General features: G+C 65.0%; 11 protein-coding genes and 5 pseudogenes. 6 read left to right on the top strand and 10 right to left on the bottom strand.

The features are described from left to right. Nucleotides 1-50: 50 nt before the first annotated feature. The 3 genes and pseudogenes from FCN77_RS23415 to FCN77_RS23405 all read right to left on the bottom strand — a co-directional run bounded on the left by FCN77_RS23415 (nt 51) and on the right by FCN77_RS23405 (nt 4,010). A pseudogene (locus tag FCN77_RS23415) lies at nt 51-2,557 on the bottom strand (FAD-dependent oxidoreductase). A gap of 36 nt (nt 2,558-2,593) precedes the next feature. Next, the gene (gene purU / locus FCN77_RS23410) at nt 2,594-3,565 is read right to left on the bottom strand and encodes a formyltetrahydrofolate deformylase (protein WP_137324204.1); all 972 of its coding nucleotides are present in this window, start codon (nt 3,563-3,565) and stop codon (nt 2,594-2,596) included. Between the two features lie 95 nt (nt 3,566-3,660). Further along, nucleotides 3,661-4,010, bottom strand: a pseudogene (locus tag FCN77_RS23405) (bifunctional 3-phenylpropionate/cinnamic acid dioxygenase ferredoxin subunit). A 251-nt stretch (nt 4,011-4,261) separates the two neighbouring features. Between FCN77_RS23405 and FCN77_RS27215 the strand changes: the two are divergent. The 3 genes from FCN77_RS27215 to FCN77_RS23395 all read left to right on the top strand — a co-directional run bounded on the left by FCN77_RS27215 (nt 4,262) and on the right by FCN77_RS23395 (nt 6,827). Beyond that, nucleotides 4,262-4,696 carry an FAD-dependent oxidoreductase gene (locus FCN77_RS27215; protein ID WP_254678718.1) on the top strand — a complete coding sequence of 145 codons (435 nt, stop codon included), beginning with the start codon at nt 4,262-4,264 and terminating at the stop codon, nt 4,694-4,696. Further along, nucleotides 4,687-5,592, top strand: coding sequence for an NAD(P)/FAD-dependent oxidoreductase (locus tag FCN77_RS27855; RefSeq protein WP_368074299.1), 906 nt, complete (start codon nt 4,687-4,689; stop codon nt 5,590-5,592). Before FCN77_RS27215 ends, FCN77_RS27855 begins: the two co-directional genes overlap by 10 nt. A 98-nt stretch (nt 5,593-5,690) precedes the next feature. Beyond that, a complete protein-coding gene (locus tag FCN77_RS23395; protein ID WP_137324202.1) occupies nt 5,691-6,827 on the top strand; it encodes an aromatic ring-hydroxylating dioxygenase subunit alpha in 1,137 nt (378 codons plus the stop codon). A gap of 65 nt (nt 6,828-6,892) precedes the next feature. Here FCN77_RS23395 and FCN77_RS23390 read toward each other — a convergent pair whose 3' ends face one another. The 3 genes and pseudogenes from FCN77_RS23390 to FCN77_RS23380 all read right to left on the bottom strand — a co-directional run bounded on the left by FCN77_RS23390 (nt 6,893) and on the right by FCN77_RS23380 (nt 9,672). Beyond that, nucleotides 6,893-7,702, bottom strand: coding sequence for an IclR family transcriptional regulator (locus FCN77_RS23390; RefSeq protein ID WP_137324201.1), 810 nt, complete (start codon nt 7,700-7,702; stop codon nt 6,893-6,895). Between the two features lie 155 nt (nt 7,703-7,857). Further along, nucleotides 7,858-8,265, bottom strand: a pseudogene (locus FCN77_RS23385) (GNAT family N-acetyltransferase); the annotation flags it as partial. Between the two features lie 64 nt (nt 8,266-8,329). Then, a pseudogene (locus FCN77_RS23380) lies at nt 8,330-9,672 on the bottom strand (LuxR C-terminal-related transcriptional regulator). A gap of 184 nt (nt 9,673-9,856) precedes the next feature. Between FCN77_RS23380 and hxlB the strand changes: the two are divergent. Beyond that, complete coding sequence (gene hxlB / locus FCN77_RS23375) at nt 9,857-10,459, top strand: 6-phospho-3-hexuloisomerase (protein WP_137324199.1); 603 nt, start codon at nt 9,857-9,859, stop codon at nt 10,457-10,459. Nucleotides 10,460-10,527: 68 nt separating this feature from the next. Further along, nucleotides 10,528-11,151, top strand: a complete 624-nt coding sequence (hxlA, locus tag FCN77_RS23370; RefSeq protein ID WP_137324198.1) for a 3-hexulose-6-phosphate synthase — start codon at nt 10,528-10,530, stop codon at nt 11,149-11,151. Here the strand turns inward: hxlA and FCN77_RS23365 are convergent. From FCN77_RS23365 to FCN77_RS26135, 4 genes and pseudogenes are all read right to left on the bottom strand, one after another. Continuing rightward, nucleotides 11,148-12,115 (bottom strand): annotated as a pseudogene (locus tag FCN77_RS23365) (IS481 family transposase). The gene hxlA and the pseudogene FCN77_RS23365 overlap by 4 nt on opposite strands. A gap of 337 nt (nt 12,116-12,452) precedes the next feature. Next, nucleotides 12,453-13,238: an ATP-binding protein gene (locus FCN77_RS23360; RefSeq protein WP_137321461.1), complete on the bottom strand. Its 786-nt coding sequence runs from the start codon at nt 13,236-13,238 to the stop codon at nt 12,453-12,455. Continuing rightward, nucleotides 13,235-13,978 (bottom strand): hypothetical protein, encoded by a 744-nt coding sequence (locus FCN77_RS23355; RefSeq protein ID WP_137324197.1) that lies wholly within the window; start codon nt 13,976-13,978, stop codon nt 13,235-13,237. Before FCN77_RS23355 ends, FCN77_RS23360 begins: the two co-directional genes overlap by 4 nt. 422 nt (nt 13,979-14,400) lie before the next feature. Beyond that, nucleotides 14,401-15,015: a TetR/AcrR family transcriptional regulator gene (locus FCN77_RS26135; protein WP_175417370.1), complete on the bottom strand. Its 615-nt coding sequence runs from the start codon at nt 15,013-15,015 to the stop codon at nt 14,401-14,403. Between the two features lie 162 nt (nt 15,016-15,177). Here FCN77_RS26135 and FCN77_RS23345 point away from each other — a divergent pair, with 162 nt between their 5' ends. Beyond that, on the top strand, nt 15,178-16,269 hold the full coding sequence (locus FCN77_RS23345; protein WP_175417369.1) for an oxygenase MpaB family protein: 1,092 nt from the start codon (nt 15,178-15,180) through the stop codon (nt 16,267-16,269). Nucleotides 16,270-16,316 lie beyond the last annotated feature (47 nt).

Genomic DNA, 16,316 nt, shown 5'->3' with positions numbered 1-16,316 from the left:
CCTTGGGGCGTGGTCTGGGAGTCGTGTGAAGGGTCCGGATGGGTCCCGGTTCAGCCGCGCAGGCGTTCCATGCCCGGGTCCACCAGCGGCTCGGGGCTAACCGTTGCTGCGATCCGGGTACCGAAGTATTCGATTTCCACGGCATCGCCCTCGGAGGCGCTGGCCGGGAGCCAGGCATAGGCGATCGGCCGCTTCACCGTGTAGCCGTAGGCTGCGCTGGTCACGTAGCCCGCGGCTTCGCCCTTGAAATAAACGGGTTCCTTGCCCAGCACCACCGATGTCCCGTCGTCGACCGTCAGGCAGCGCAGCTGCATGGCAGCCGGTTGCGCGCGGCGTTCGGCGAGGGCTTCCGCGCCCACGAAGGATTCCTTGTCCTTTGCAATGGAGAACCCCAGGCCGGACTGGTAGGGGTGGTGCTCGGAAGTCATGTCCGTGCCCCACAGCCGGTAGCCCTTTTCAAGCCGCATGCTGTTGAACGCGCCGCGCCCAGCAGCGATGATGCCGTGCTCCTGCCCGGCCTCGTACAGCAGGTCCCAGAGCTTCAGCCCGTACTCGGCAGTGGTGTAGAGCTCCCAGCCCAGCTCGCCCACGTAGGAGAGCCGCATGGCCGTGACGGGGATGCCGCCGACCGAAATTTCCTTGGTCCGGAAGTATTTCAGGCCGTCGTTGCTGAGGTCATCCGCGCTGACCTTGCCGATCACTTCACGGGCCAGCGGACCCCACAGCCCGATGCAGCACGTGCTGCCGGTGATGTCGGAGACGTGCACCCACTGGGCGGGGTCGGCTGCCGACTGCTTCCGGGCCTCGACACGCAGGTAGTCGAAATCCACGTTGCTGTTCACGCCGAGCTGGAAGTCCTCTTCGCCCAGCCGGGCCACGGTCACGTCGCTGCGGATGCCGCCGTCGTGCGCCAGCAGGAGGCAGTACGTCACGGCACCGGGCTTCTTGGTGATGTTTCCGGTGCTGAGCCGGTGCAGCAGGTCCTGGGCGCCGGGCCCGGTGACGGCCAACCGCTTCAGCGGCGTCATGTCATAGAGCCCGACGGCGGTGCGGGTCTTCCACGCTTCGGCTGCCGAGATGGGGGAGTGGAACATCGCGGACCAGTCGTCGCGCTCCGGCGCCTGCCATTCTGCCGGCAGCTCGTCGAGCAGGCCGCGGTTGGCCTCGAACCAGTGCGGGCGCTCCCAGCCGGCGGACTCCAGGAAGAACGCTCCCAGCTCCTTCTGCCGGACGTTGAACGGGCTCACCCGCAGGTCCCGGGGGATTCCTTGGGCTGGAGCGGGTGCAGCACGTCGTAGATTTCCACGAAGTTCTGCTGGGAGGTCTCGCTGACGTACTGGTCGCTGGTCTGGACCTTCTCGAAGCGCGTCAGCTCGCAGCCGTGCAGGTCCGTGCGGGACTGGCCCTCGATGAGGAGCTCGGCTATGGCCCTGGCCACGCCGGCGGAGTGGGTGACCCAGACGGCCTCGGCAACAAAGAAGCCCTCGATGTCTGGCGCCTCGCCCATGAGCGGCCCGCCGTCGGGCGTGAAGGAGAAGATGCCGTTGAAGCCGTCCTCGATCTGGGCCCCGCGAAGCGCGGGCAGGAGGTCCATGCTGTCCTCCCACGAAGGAGCGAAATCTTCGAGGGTGAAGTCCAGCCGGGACGGCATGCGGTGCTCGGACATCTCGCCGGCGCCGATCTTCGGCAGCGCGTTCATATCGACGGGCATGGGACGGTGGGCGTAGCTGCCGATGCCGATGCGGTCGCCGTGTTCGCGGTAGTAGAGGTCGCGGTCCTGGTAGCGCAGGATGGGCTTGCTGGCGCCGTTGGGCGTCTCGTTGCTGCCGGAGAGCTCGGCCACCGGAGTGGACTTGACGTACTGGTGGGCCAGGGGAAGCAGCGGCACCTTCACGCCGACCAGCTTGCCGAGTTCACGGCCCCAGAAGCCGGCGCAGGACACCACGATGTCCGCCGGGATGACGCCGGAGGAGGTTTCGACGCCGGTGACCTTGCCCGCCCACTGGGCGATGCCCGTGACAGTGGTGGAACCCAGGTAGGTCACCCCGGCCTCCCGGGTCCGGCTGATCAGTAGCTGGACCGCACGTGCGGCTGAGGCGAGCCCGTCCGACGGGACGTACAGGCCGCCGAGGACTTGGCGGCCGTCAGCAAGAGCGCCGCTGTTCAGTAGCGGCCAGTGCTTCTCGCATTCGTCCGCGTCGATGAGCCGGCCATCGATTCCCCAGGACGTGGCGTAGCCGAGCTTTCGCTTGAGGTCCTCGAGGCGGGACTCGGTGGTGGCCAGCTCGAGGCCGCCCAACTGGTTGAAGCAGGACACTCCGTCCGCGCTGAGGGACAGCAGCTTGTCCACCGTGTAGCTGGCGAACTCCGTCATGGTCTTGGACGGGTTCGTTTGGAAGACCAGGCCGGGGGCGTGCGAGGTGGAACCGCCCGCCAGCTCCAGCGGCCCCTGTTCGACGACAGTGATATTGGTCCAGCCGCGGCTGGCGAGTTCGTCCGCGAGATTGGTGCCGACGATGCCGGCACCGATGATGACAACGCGTGGTGATGCGCTCATGTTCAGTGGTTCTCCTGGTTCGCGTTTGCGGAAAAATTAGCGGAATACGACGGTGCGGGTGTTGTTGAGCAGGACGCGGTGCTGGCAATGCCACTTGACCGCCCGGGACAGGGCCTGCGATTCGGCGTCCCGCCCCACAGTCACCAAAGCATCGGGATCGAGGCTGTGGTCCACCCGGAAGACCTCCTGCTCGATGATGGGTCCCTCGTCCAGGTCCGGCGTGACGTAATGGGCCGTGGCACCGACCAGTTTCACCCCGCGGTCGTAGGCCTGGTGGTACGGCTTGGCGCCCTTGAAGCCGGGCAGGAAAGAATGGTGGATGTTGATGGCCCGGCCGCGCAGCTGGGTGCACAGATCGTTGGACAGCACCTGCATGTAGCGGGCCAGGACCACCAAGTCCACGTCGTACTCGGCCACGAGCTTTAGGAGCTGCGCCTCGGCCTCGGGCTTTGTGCCGGGCGTCACCGGAACATGGATAAAGGGCAGTCCGGCGGTTTCGGCCATGGAGCGCAGGTCTTCATGGTTGGAAACCACGACGGCGATTTCCGCGCCAAGGCTGCCCGCCTGCGAGCGGAAGATAAGGTCATTGAGGCAGTGCCCGAACTTCGAGACCATCACCAGGAGTCGCTGCGGTCTGCCGTCGTGGATGGTGAAATCCATGCCGAATTCCTCGGCCGTAGGCCCAAACTCGGCGCTGAGGCCCTCTGCGACCTTGCCGTGCTCCCGACGGGCCCGGTCACCTTCACCGGAAGAGCCTCCGGTGAAGGCTGTACGCAGGTAAAGCTTGCCGCTGACGTGGTCATCAAACTGCTGATGCTCCACGATGTCGAAGCCGCGGTCGGCCAGGAAGGCGGTGACCGCCCGGACGATGCCGGGCCGCTCGGGGCAGGCCAGGGTGAGCACGAAATTCACCGCGCGGGTCTTGGCGATGGTCGTCGCGGCGCCCGATACGGCCGTCGCTGGTCCGGTGGCGGCGCCGATGGGGCGGCTTTCAATGATTGTGGTCACGGTTGCTCTCCTAGTTGCTGCCGTTGGCTTTGATGGCGTCGCTGCTCGTTTCAACACCAGGGCAGCGACCCTTTGTCCGGCTTCATGGGCTGGTGCTAGACGTGGCCGTCCACTGTCAGGCCTGGGGGAGGTTGGGAACCTCTTCGGATTCGGTGATCATGATGTCGCCATCGATCACTGTGACTTGGTGGGAGCGGACCGGCAGCTTGGCCGGCGGGGCGTCGACGCTTCCCGTGCGCAGGTTGAACTTTGACGCGTGGAGCGGGCACTCGACCCAGCAGTCCTCCACCCAGCCGTCCGCCAGGGATGCATCCTGGTGGGTGCATGTGTCGTCAAGGGCGAAGAGCTCGCCCTCCTCGGTATGGAAGACGGCGATGGGCGGCGACGTATCGAGCCGCAGCGCTTCCCCGGGCGCAAGTTCGCTGAGCGGGCATGCCTTGTGCATGGAGGGACCTCTTCTTTGTTTCGGGGATCCTTGGCTGTGGGACGATCACTGGATGGAGTTCCGTACTAAACAACAGCAATCGCAATATGCAACAGAGTGCTTTAGGTCACAGTGCTTGTCAAGGGTTTTCTTCTCTGTTTCGGTACCTTGACTTCTCCCGGGAAGCACCCTTGACAGCGGCCGTGGCATAGATCACGCTGTTGCATATAGCGATTGTTGTTGCGTAAGAAGCAATTGAAAGAGGGTCCGAGATGCAGACGCTTGCGATTGTGGGAGCCTCCCTGGCGGGGCTTTCCGCCGCCCGGGCGGCCCGCGCCCAAGGTTTCACCGGGCGGCTGGTCATCATTGGCGATGAACCGCACCGCCCGTACGACCGGCCGCCGCTGTCCAAGGACTTCCTGCTCGGTACGGTCACGGCGGATGACCTATTCCTGGAGGCCGACGCGGACGAGCTGCAGGCTGACTGGCTGCTCGGCGCCGAAGCTGTGTCCCTGGATGCCTCCTCCCGGACCATCCTCCTGAAGGACGGCCGCACTGTGCAGGCTGACGGGATTGTGATTGCCACCGGCGCGAAGGCGCGGCAGCTCCCTACGCTGGCCGGGCTGAGCAATGTGTTCACGCTGCGCACGCTCGCGGATGCGCAGAGCCTGGCCCCGAGCTGGTGCCCGGAAGCAGGATGGCTGTGATTGGCGCCGGCTTCATTGGCGCTGAGGTGGCATCCGCCGCGGCGTTGCGGGGCATGGAGGTCACCATGATCGACACCAAGCCCGTACCGTTCGCCGCCCAGCTCGGCACGGAGATGGGCGGTGTCGTCGCCGGACTCCACGCAGCCAACGGCGTGGAACTCATTTCATCGGCAACCATCGAGGACTTCTACAGCGGCGAAGGCAACGTCACCGGAATGCGGCTGGGTTGCGGACGCTACGTGGCCGCCGATGTGGTGGTGGTTGGCATTGGAGCCGAGCCGAACACCGGCTGGCTGGAAGGTTCGGGCCTGGAGCTCCGCGGCGGCGTCGTGTGTGACGCGATGGGCCGCACCGGGCTCCCTGGAATCGTGGCGGTGGGGGACTGCGCCGCCTGGTTCGACGAGTCCGCCGGCGCGCACCGCCGGATCGAGCACTGGACCGGCGCCCTGGAACGGGCGGCGCTGGCCGTCGAGGCGCTGCTGGACCCTGGCGCCGCGCAGAAGCCGCACAAGCCGCACTATTTCTGGTCCGACCAGTACGGCGTCAAGCTGCAGTTCGCGGGCCACTCCGCCGGCTACGACCGGCTGGAGATCGAGGTGGGCGACACCCGCACCCACAGCTGCCTTGCGGTGTACTACCGGGGGGATGACCCGGTGGCGGTGCTCGGCATGAACCAGCCGCGGCTGTTCACCAAGTGGCGGCGGAGCCTCGCGGCACCGGTGCCGGCACCTGCCCAGGCACCGGTGCCGGCACCTGCCCAGGCGCCGGTGGCGGTCCGTCCGCCCGCGCGGCCGGCCGACCGGGTGGGCAAGCAGGCTGCCTGTTCGGACGCCTCCGCACTCGTGGGGCCGCCGGCGTCGTGCACTGAAAACCGTGCACTGAAATCCGTGTCCTAAAACCCCGTGTCCGGAAAACCCGGTCCTGAAATCAGTACCTGAAACCCCGTCCCTACAATTTCTGGCTTTGTTGATCTGTTGTTCGTTAGGAGGACAAATTGTCTGTTGAGGTAAGTGCCCCGAGTCTGATCCCCACCCTGCCGGGCTACACGTATGTGGATGAAGCCGTATTCCGGGCCGAGCAGGAGCGCATTTTTGAGCAGATGTGGTTCTGCGCCGTGCGGTCCGCGGACCTGGACAAGGCAGGCGCCTGGCAGACCGTCCAGATCGGGCGGGAGAGCGTGCTGATCAGCCGCACCCGCAAGGGCCAAATCCGCGGCTTCTACAACATCTGCCGGCACCGCGGCGTCAAGCTGTGCATGGAAGAAAAGGGCGAAGCGGCACGCTCGTTCCAGTGCCCGTACCACGCATGGACCTACGACTTCGAGGGCAAGCTCATCGCGGCGCCCAACCTGACCAAGATGCCGGACATCGACCGGGACGAGTACGGCCTGGTGAAGGTCCACATCCGCGAATACCTGGGCTACGTATGGGTGTGCCTGGCCGACGAGCCGCCGTCGTTCGAAGAGGAAGTCATGGGCGCCATCGAGGAGCGTCTCGGCGACCTCAAGGCGATCGAAGGCTACGACGTTGCCAACCTCAGCCTGGGCCGCCGGATCAAGTACGACGTCAAGGCCAACTGGAAGCTCATCATCGAGAACTTCATGGAGTGCTACCACTGCGCCACAATCCACCCCGAACTCACGGAGGTGCTGCCTGAATTCGCGGACGGCCTGGCCGCCCAGTACTTCGTCGGCCACGGTGCCGAATTCGGCGAGGACATCAAAGGCTTCACCATCGACGGCTCAGAAGGGCTGGACCGGATTCCGGGCGTGGGGGAGGACCAGGACCGGCGCTACTACGCAGTGACCATCAAGCCGACGGTCTTCGTCAACCTGGTTCCGGACCACGTGATCATCCACCGCATGTTCCCCATGGCAGCCGACCACACCATCGTTGAATGCGACTGGCTTTACCTTCCCAGCGTTGTGGAAAGCGGCAAGGATGTCAGCGCCTCGGTGGAGCTTTTCCACCGCGTCAACGAGCAGGACTTCGACGCCTGCGAGCGCTGCCAGCCGGCCATGGGCTCGAAGGTCTACGCGAAGGGCGGGGTGCTGGTGCCGAGCGAGCACCACATCGGAGCCTTCCACGACTGGGTGCAGGAGAAGGTAGGGGACGTCGTTCCCGGCTCCTGAGGCTTACTTCCGGTGACTGGTGGTCGAGTTTGTCGAGTCGACAAGCTCGACCACCAGTTTGGCGTTTAACGCCGGGTGTAGCCCATTTTCGCGCTGATCTGCAGTCCTGCCTGTTTCAGCGCTTCGAGCAGACCCGGCTCCTTCTCGGGATCAAAACGGAAGGCCGGCCCGGAAATGCTGACCGCACCCATCACCGCGCCAACGTGGTTGTAGATCGGCACGGACATCGAGTTGAGGCCGATTTCGAACTCTTCCCGGACCACGCCGTAGCCGTCTCGGGCGACGTCGAGGAGCTGGGTTTCGAGCTTGTTCCTGTTGGTGATGGTCCGCGGAGTCCGGGCCGGGAGCCCGGTCTCCTTCAGGATCCGGTCCCGGTCGTCTGCGGACAGCGCCGCGAGCAGGACCTTTCCGCTGGACGTGGCATGGAGTGGCGTCAGGCTGCCCACCCAGTCGTACGTGGCCAGCGTTGACGGCCCCATGGCCTGGTCCACGTTGACGGCGTAGCTGGACCGCAGGACGGCCAGGTTCACCGTCTCCTTGAATTCCTCCGCCAGGCTCTCCAACACGGGCCGGGCCTCGCGGACCAGGCTGAGCCTGCCGGGGATGGAGCTGGCCAACCGCAGGATGCCGAAGCCCAGCTGGTACTTTCCGCGGTCGCTGTTCTGGTGGACCATTTCCCTGCTTACCAGCGAGCCCAGTAGCCGGGAGACCGTGGACTTGTGGATGCCCATCTCCTCGGCGATTTCGCTCACGCCCGCATGGCCGTCCCGCGCCAGGATCTCCAGGACCGCGAGGGCCCGGTCCACCGACTGGACGCCGCCGTGCTGGCCGCCTTCCGCATCGACGTCGGATTCGGGGTCATTCTTCGAAGCCATGATCCATACTCTCAAGTAGTTTCTGCGGCTTGCTTACCCGCCACAAGGCCGCCTGTAGCGTCCTCTCGGTCAGTTGCACACTTTCGATCCTATGCCGGGAGGTGCGACGGAGCCGGCATTGCGTTAAGCGGTTTATCGCACGTTGCACGTCACTGGGCGGGCGCACCGTAGCTGCGGGCAAAGTCGACATTGCCCCGCAGCAGGTGATGGGCGATTCCCTCGCCGCGGTGTCCGGGCCGCACCCGGATGCACCGCACCGACCACACGTCCAGGTCATCCACGTGGGGGATCTTGCGGTTGCGGGCAAAGCTGGTGTCGGCGCGGGGGTGGACGCCGGCCCAGCCCACCGCTTCGTCGCCGTCGTACGCGATCACCCCGGGCGGCGGGTCCTGCCCGACGAGCTGCTCCACCAGCTGCCCGCGGTCAGTGCCGCGCAGCTCCACGTTCTGCTTGGAGGGGATGCGGTAGCTCAGGCACCAGCACACGGTGGCATCGGACCGCTTGGGTCCAACCATCGTCCTTACGTCCTCGAACCGCGTCGCCGGACGAACCTCGATCGCCATTCCGTGGAGTCCTTTCGTTCCCGGATCCTGTTTACGGCACCCGGGCCGTGTTCCTGTTCCGGGCTCAGCGAAGCCCGTTGCTGTGGGCCATTGCGATGGCTTCCGTCCGGGAGGAGGCGCCCACCTTCCGGAAGATGTTCCGCAGGTGGAACTTCACGGTGTTCTCGCTGATGTGCAGTTTCGCCGCGATGCCCCGGTTCCGCTGGCCGGCGGCAAGCAGCTGCAGCACCTCGAGCTCGCGCTCGCCGAGCTTCCACTCAGAGACGTCGGCCACCTGGCGCGCCGGCGGATCGAGCGGCAGGGAGACGGCGACGTCGGCACCCCAGCCGGGCATCACATCGACCGACATGCGGCCGTCCAGGGCCTCCACCCGGTGGGCGAGGCGGGCCATGTTCGGTGCTTCCGCGGACAGTTCGCCGGGGCCGTCATCGCGGACGTTGACCAGGAGGTTCTCGCCGTCGCAATCCCACTGCGTGCGGACCCTGCGGACCCCGCCCTGGTCCACCATGGCCAGCACCAGCCCCGGACGATCGCCCGGGCCGCGTGCGCCACCTCGCCGGGCAGGGCGCGGCCGTTGACGGGAGGCTCGATGAACTGCACGTCGATGCCGCTGAAATGCATCAGCGGCCTCAGGTCCTCGCGGAGGCGCTGGAACGCCGTGGCGACGGGTTCCTCCACCAGTTCTGTGGTGCGGTCGTTGAGCGTGCGGAGACCCACCAGGGCTTTGGCGGCGACGTCGGTGGCCGACTTCCGGGCAGCATCGTCGCCCAGCGCGGGCGACCGCAGTGCAGCGAGCAGGGTCTCGAGGGTGGTGGAGTGGTGGTCCACCAGTTCGGCCGTCACCCTGACCCGCTCGGCAGAGGCGGCGCGGGATTCAATGAGGTACGACGGCGGCGCATCGGCCACCTTCTCCCGGATCCGCTCGGCAGCCAGCGTCCAGAGGTAGCGCAGCATGTCCTCTGCCGCGGCTTGGTCGGCCGGGTCCGGGAGGGGCTGCGGGTCGGCGAGGACCAGCAGTGCGTTGCTCGGCGAGGACAAGGCCAGGACCTGGTGTTCGCTGCCTCCGAGCACGGCTTCGCCCTGCCAGGAGGCGGTGCTCCCGGTGCCGGTGCTCCCGCCACCTGCAGTCCCGCCAGCCGTACTCCCGCCATCCGTACTCCCGCCATCGGGCAGCAGGGCCCGGATGTGGTCGAGTTCGGCGATGGACACGCGGCTGATGATTGCCTCGTCGCCGGCCTTCTTCTGCGGCCGGCCGGTGCAGTCCTCGGTGAAGATGACCAGGGCGCTGCTGCCGAGGTAGGGGAGGGTGGCCTCCCGCAGCCGCTGGGCAATGGTGGACAGCTGGGAGGTGGACAGGGCCGCGATGGCTTCGAGCAGGGGCTGCGCCTCGCCAACGAGCCTGGGCAGGTCCGGCCGCGGCAGGGAATGGGCGTCGGGTGCATCGGTGAGGGTTGCCACCTGCCCAGTTTACGGCTTTCCGGAATCTGCCTATCCCTTTGGGTAGTAACAACCGTCCGATCATGGCGTTGGACCCGTCCAACAGGCAGGTGAGGATGAGTAGGTAACAACTTTCGTGAAGGAGGTACCGCCAATGAGCGTCATCGCAGAAACCGTTCCGGCCGCCCTGGCCGACACGTCCCGGGCTTTCAGCCGCAACCGGGAGCTTGTACGGGACGAAATCAGCGAAGTGTTCCAGCGCGTTGACCCGGCGGAGGTCGCGGCCCTGGTGACCGAGCTCAGGCTGGCCGGCAGGATCTTTGTGACCGGCGCCGGTCGCAGCGGCCTTGTCCTGAAAATGGCGGCCATGCGGCTCATGCACCTGGGGCTGACCGTACACGTGGTGGGCGAGACGACCGCGCCTGCCATCCGCGCCGGCGACCTGCTGCTCGCGGCTTCCGGTTCCGGCACTACCGCCGGCGTCGTTAAGGCGGCGGAAACTGCGGCCGGACAGGGTGCGCGGGTTGCCGCCTACACCACCAGCTCCGGTTCCCCGCTCGCGGCAGTTGCTGCCGCCGTCGTAATCATCCCGGCCGCCCAAAAGACGGACCACGGCTCAGCCGTGACCCGGCAGTATTCAGGCAGTCTCTTCGAACAGGTGCTGTTTGCCACCACTGAAGCGGTGTTCCAAAGCCTCTGGGACGAGGACGCGGCAGCCGCGGAGGAACTCTGGCAGCGCCACGCGAACCTCGAATAGCCCAAGCCCGCACCGACCAAACCCTGCTCCATCGAAACAGAAAACCAAACCAGAAAAGAGACCACAACGTGAAACTGCAAGTCGCCATGGACGTCCTGACCGTCGAAGCCGCCCTCGAACTCGCCGGCAAAGTTGCCGAATACGTGGACATCATCGAACTCGGCACGCCGCTGGTGAAGAACGCCGGACTGTCCGCCGTGACCGCCGTCAAGACTGCCCACCCGGACAAGATCGTCTTCGCGGACATGAAGACCATGGACGCCGGCGAACTGGAAGCCGAGATTGCCTTCGGCGCGGGCGCGGACCTGGTCTCCGTCCTCGGCAGCGCCGACGATTCCACCATTGCCGGAGCGGTCAAGGCAGCCAAGGCCCACAACAAGGGCATCGTGGTGGACCTGATCGGCGTGGCGGACAAGGTGACCCGTGCCAAGGAAGCCCGCGCCCTGGGAGCCAAGTTCATCGAGTTCCACGCCGGCCTCGACGAGCAGGCCAAGCCGGGCTACAACCTGGACGTGCTGCTCAGCGCCGGCGAGGAAGCCCGCGTTCCGTTCTCCGTGGCCGGCGGCGTGAACCTCTCCACCATCGGCGCCGTGCAGCGCGCCGGTGCGGATGTCGCCGTCGTGGGCGGTTCGATCTACAGCGCCGACGATCCCGCACTCGCCGCCAAGCAGCTCCGCGCCGCGATCATCTAGCTGTATTGACCCGAGAGGTTGGTAACGCGGCTGACCGGCGGCTGACCCTTGAGTGAGGTGTGGCCTCGATGATGATTGTAATGATGGAGCCACTCGGTGAAAGCGGCAACACGCTCGGACTCTGATGCGTAGGGTTTGGCGTAGGCCCATTCATCGAGCATGGTGCGGTTGTAGCGCTCAACTTTTCCGTTGGTCTGCGGCCTGTACGGGCGGGTGCGTTTGTGCTTGATCTCCGGTCCCAAGGCGTTCTTGAAGGCGTGGGAGCGGTAGCAGGAGCCGTTATCGGTCAGGACCCGTCTAACGGTGATTCCGCAGGATTCGAAGTAGGCGTTGGCGCGCGCCCAGAACCCGGCCGCGGTTTCCTTCTTCTCATCGGCCAGGATCTCGGTGTAGGCCAGCCGTGAGTGGTCATCGACCGCGTTGTGCAGGAAGGCGTAGCCCGGTCGCCGGTTCGCCGTGGTGCCGGTCTTGTTCCGGTTGCCTGCGGCCCTGCCCACCGTGCGGTGTCCGCCGCCTTCAGGGATCCGCCCGAGTTTTTTGATGTCGACGTGGACCAGCTCTCCGGGCTGTGGTGTTCATAGCGGCGGATCACCCTGCCCGTGGCACGGTCCAGCCGGAACAGCCTCGCCAGCCCGAACCTGGAGAGGACCCGGTGCACCGTGGAGGGGTGGATACCGAGCAGGTAACCGATCCTGGCAGGTCCCCACCGGCGGTTGACCCTGATCGCGATGATCCGTCGCTCCCGCCGCACGGACGTCCGGCCCGGGGACCTGACGGGCCGGCTGGAACGGTCATTCATCCCGTGCTCGCCGTGATCCCGGTAGCGGCCAGCCCAGCGTGAGGCGGTCGTCACCGACACCTGAAACCGTTCAGCCGCCCGGCGAAGCGGCCACCCATCATCAACGACGCACCGGGCCAACCGGAGCCTGCCCTTAGGCGTAAGGAGCGCGTTAGCATGGGACATTGAAGACCTCCTTGTGGATCGGACTCTAGACAAGCCCCACTCCACTCGGAGGTCTTCTTTTTGTCACCTAACCACGCCGAACGTTCCTAACGTCCGTGGTTAATACACCTAGATACGAACAACATCTAGGCTCCGGGGATTTCTCTGCACAGTGGGTGTTTGATTGTGTCAACTCGTTTGGGGACCACCAGTGTCAACTGCAACTTTAAACTGACCGCTGGCTGCAGTTTGCGTTGACCGGTGGCTGCAATGGACTGACCGGTGGCGGCAAGTACTTTTGAACACTGGTCAGGCGCCTGGGGCATGCTGGGGTTGGGGCGCCTGACCACGTTGCGGGTTAGTTCATCGGGCGGGTTCCTTTCCCGTTTTGGGCTTGCATGAGCCGGACGGACTCGCCGCTGGTTTGGCATAGGTGCGCGTGGTGCATAAGCCGGTCCACGGTCGCGGTGGCGATGGTTTTGGGCATCAGCTCATCAAAGCCGCTGGGGTGGATATTCGAGCTGATCGCCAGGGATCGCTTCTCGTAGGAGGCCTCCACGACGCGGTAGAAGCCCTCGGCGGCATCGCCGGAAACCGGCAGGAGTCCGATGTCATCGATGCAAATCAAATCCACGCTGGTAACGCGGGTGATGGCTTTGTTCACGCTGTCATCGATGCGGTGCCGGCGCACGAGGGCGCCGAGGTCCTCCAGGCTCAGCCACGACACGGACATGCCTTCGTCGATGGCCTGCTGGCCCAGGGATTCCAGCAGCAGGGTCTTCCCGGTCCCGGAGGGCCCGCACGCGATCAGGTTCTCCCGCCGCCGCACCCACTCCAGGGTCCGCAGGAACGAGGTCGTCGCCGCAGGGAGGGTGGAGAGGGACTCGTCCCAGACATCGAAGGTTTTCCCGGTGGGAAACCCCGCGCGTTTACGCCGGGTGGTTAGCATCGACCGGTTCCTGCCGGTCGCCTCGGCCTCGAGCAGGACGCGAATGACTTCTGTGGGGTCCCAGCGCTGGGCCTTCGCGGTCGCCAACACCTCGGCGACCACGGCGCGGGCGTGCGGCATGCGGGTGGTGCGCATCAAGGCGATGATGTGCTCCACATCCGCCAGCGGGCTGGCGGCAAGGGTTGTCGCGCTCATTCGGTGGCTCCTTCAAGATCAATATCGTCGCTGGTATTTGTGCTGGCGGTGCCGAAGTTGGCCCATGCGCTGGTGCCCTGACTCAGCCACTGGCCTTGATCGGTGACGGTGTGCCGGGTAGTGCTGATGGTGCTTGGCGGCTGGCCGGTGGCGGTGTTGGTGATGATGGAGACCAGGTCCTCGTGGCTGAAGCGGTGGTGCACGGCGGCCGCGCCGAGGCCCTGGTCAACCACGTCATTGCCCATGACCTTGGCCAGGGTGGCGGCGCGTTCCATCTTGTGGCGGATCTTATTCGTCCCGGCCGCGGCGGCTTCCTTGAGCCAGAGCGCTGCCCCGGCGCCCAAGGCCAGGAACTCCTCCTCGGCCTTGTTCGTGGGGCGAATAACCCGTTCCAGGGCCCCGCCGGAAGCAGGAGGGAAATGGGAATCAATGATCGCCGGCACGCCGGGGCGGGTAAGTTCGTGCCGGGCGACTTCCACCGGCCCCTGCTCGCCGACATGGACAATGATGACCTCGGCGTCGGTGCCGCGCACCCAGAGCCTCTGCCCCATCAGCGTGTGCGGGACGGAGTAGCGGGAGTGCTCGTAGGTGACCATGGGCGTGTTCGGCGGGACCTGCCGGACCTGCCCGAAACTGGCCGTCACCGGCACTGCCGGGACCGGGTGCAGCTTGGGCTGTTCGATCAGTCTCAGCATGTCCCTGGGGATCTCCAGGGTGGCACGGTGCACCTTGGAATTCACATCCTCCATAAACGCCTCGCACGCCGCTTCCAGCTCGGCAAAGGAGTCGGCCTATCACGAACAACGGAACAGTATCCGGCGCTAAGGGTTCGTTAATCGGGCCGGCAATATCCAACACGTGGACTGGCGCCGCCAACAGGGTTGTCTTGGAAGCCATGGGTTACGAGACAGTCGGGTTTCGAGACACGCGGATCACTTAGGGAATTTCACACCGGCGCCCGTGAGCCGATCATCCTCCGGTTCCAATCCGACGCTGGCGAAGCACGCCACGGCTAACCCTGCATATGTAAAGAAGACACACTATGTACGGAAACTGCACATGGTGTGAAAACGGGTAACAAGACATCGCTCCCCCGATTCTCATGCTGATCGGGCCTTTTCGTGCGGCCGTCACGGGAGGACTGACCGCAGGCTGCTCGCTCTCAGCGCCTCGTCGGGTCACTCGCCACGCCTCGCAGGATCTGAGCGACTAGATCGTCGCAGTACCGCGCGGCCCCTTCCTCATCCTTGTCGGGTGCCACGGTGAAGCCCATCAGCGCGCTCACCAGAACCGAGCCTGTGATTGTCTGAATGAGGATGTCCGGGTTGCAGTTCTCCACGAGCTCACCCCGACTCGTGGCCTCCACTATTAGCGCTCGATTCTGGAAGTGGATGACGCTTCGGAGTCTTTCAAAATACTGATCGAACAACTTTGGGTGCAGGGCTCGTTCAGAACTCACCCGCAGGACGAACGCACCCTCCTCGGAATGGGCAAGGCGCAATACAGACATGGCTATCGCCCGCAACACCGGCCTGATCTCACCTCGCATTGACCTGTCGGGGACCAGGACGTGGGACGACAGTACGTCATCCATGAGCGCTTCCGCGGAAGCCCACCTTCGGTAGATTGCAGGCTTACCCACGGCAGCTTCTCTGGCCACAGCTTCGAAGGTCATGCCGCTGAAGCCGGCGCGAACGTAGACGCGTTGAGCGGCTAGAAGTACCCTCTTCCGGATTTCTGGGTCCCTGGGTCGTCCAGCCAATTTTTTCTGCTCCACTACTTCACCACTCAATCGTCGCGTCCCCCCATTATCGAGTCTCCCGTCTGGCGAGCCGTAAGCAGCTTGCGATGGAGGGCAGGTCGGTGTGCTGTCCAGTTTACGTACGAATCTCGTACGTAAATGGAAACTAATACTTGCGAACGACGAAGGAGTCTTTCTGTGGATGCACGCGTTGAAGTACAAGAGCCGGGTATTCCGATTTTGACTGAAGAGCTCATGCTCGGAAATGCATCGCGCTGGCGCAGGTTTGGCGAGGTTGTCCCCGCGGGCCAATCGCTCGACAGCAACGGCTTCCCCGACTACGGCGTATTCGGGCCGGGCTCGGTCGCTTGGCGAGTGCTTCTTCATCCCGCGACGATCGTCTTCGAGACGGCCGCCCAGGCGGCGGCCCAGTTCCTCTACAAACCGATCACCGCAGGCATTCGCGACCTAGACCCCATCTCCCGGAAAGCCAGACGTGGGACGTTCACGATGTTCGACTTCTTCGAACGCTTTCAGCGGAACTCCGGGATGCATGCTCCGATGTGGCTCGGCGACACCCCTACTGCACAGAACATGGCCGCTCATCTGCACAGGATCCACGGTCGCGTGACAGGGCCCGTCATCGATCCCGATGATCCTTCGCTCGGCGGCTACGCGGCTGCCGAACCGCGCGATGCAATGTGGGCGGCGATCACCGAGCTCCACGCGACCCTGTGCGCCTACGAGAAGTTGGCCTGGAACGGCGACGAGGCGCCTCATCCGCTGACGCCGGCGGAGCGGGATCAATACGTCCTGGAGCTCGGGTCCTACTTGCGTCTCGTCGGCGCCGAAGAGTCCGAGATCCCCAGGAACATGGCAGAGCTGGATGCTCTCTACGAAAAGTACTGGCCCTACTTCGGGCACAAGGAGAGTGTGTTCGCAGATCGTGAGACAGGGGTCCACATGATCGCGCAATATAAAGACGTCGCTCAGAAGAACTGGGATCCTTCGCACAAGCTGGCCACCGATGCGCTTTTCGAGGTCTACGAGCAGTGGAGCGATGTCATGACCGCGGTACTGCCTGAAAAACTCCAAGCGGCAGCGGGCCTCAGCCGGGAGCAGATCGATTCAGCGGATGAGATCATCGCCCGGCACGAGAAGGGCATCCGCGAGATTCAGAATCCCGAGAACGAGGCTCGTCTGATGCGTCTTCTGTGGGGACCGGATGGCGTTGACCTCATCCGGAACGCTCGGGGCCTCCAAGAAGCAGCACTCCAAGAGACCACATAGCCCGGTCGCGGGCCTGCGCACAAATCGCATCCCAAGGAAGGCCTGGA

This window comes from Arthrobacter sp. 24S4-2, from assembly GCF_005280255.1.
Taxonomy (GTDB): domain Bacteria; phylum Actinomycetota; class Actinomycetes; order Actinomycetales; family Micrococcaceae; genus Arthrobacter.
The sequence above is the reverse complement of the archived record's forward strand: the minus strand, read 5'-3'. Positions and strand labels throughout refer to the sequence as shown.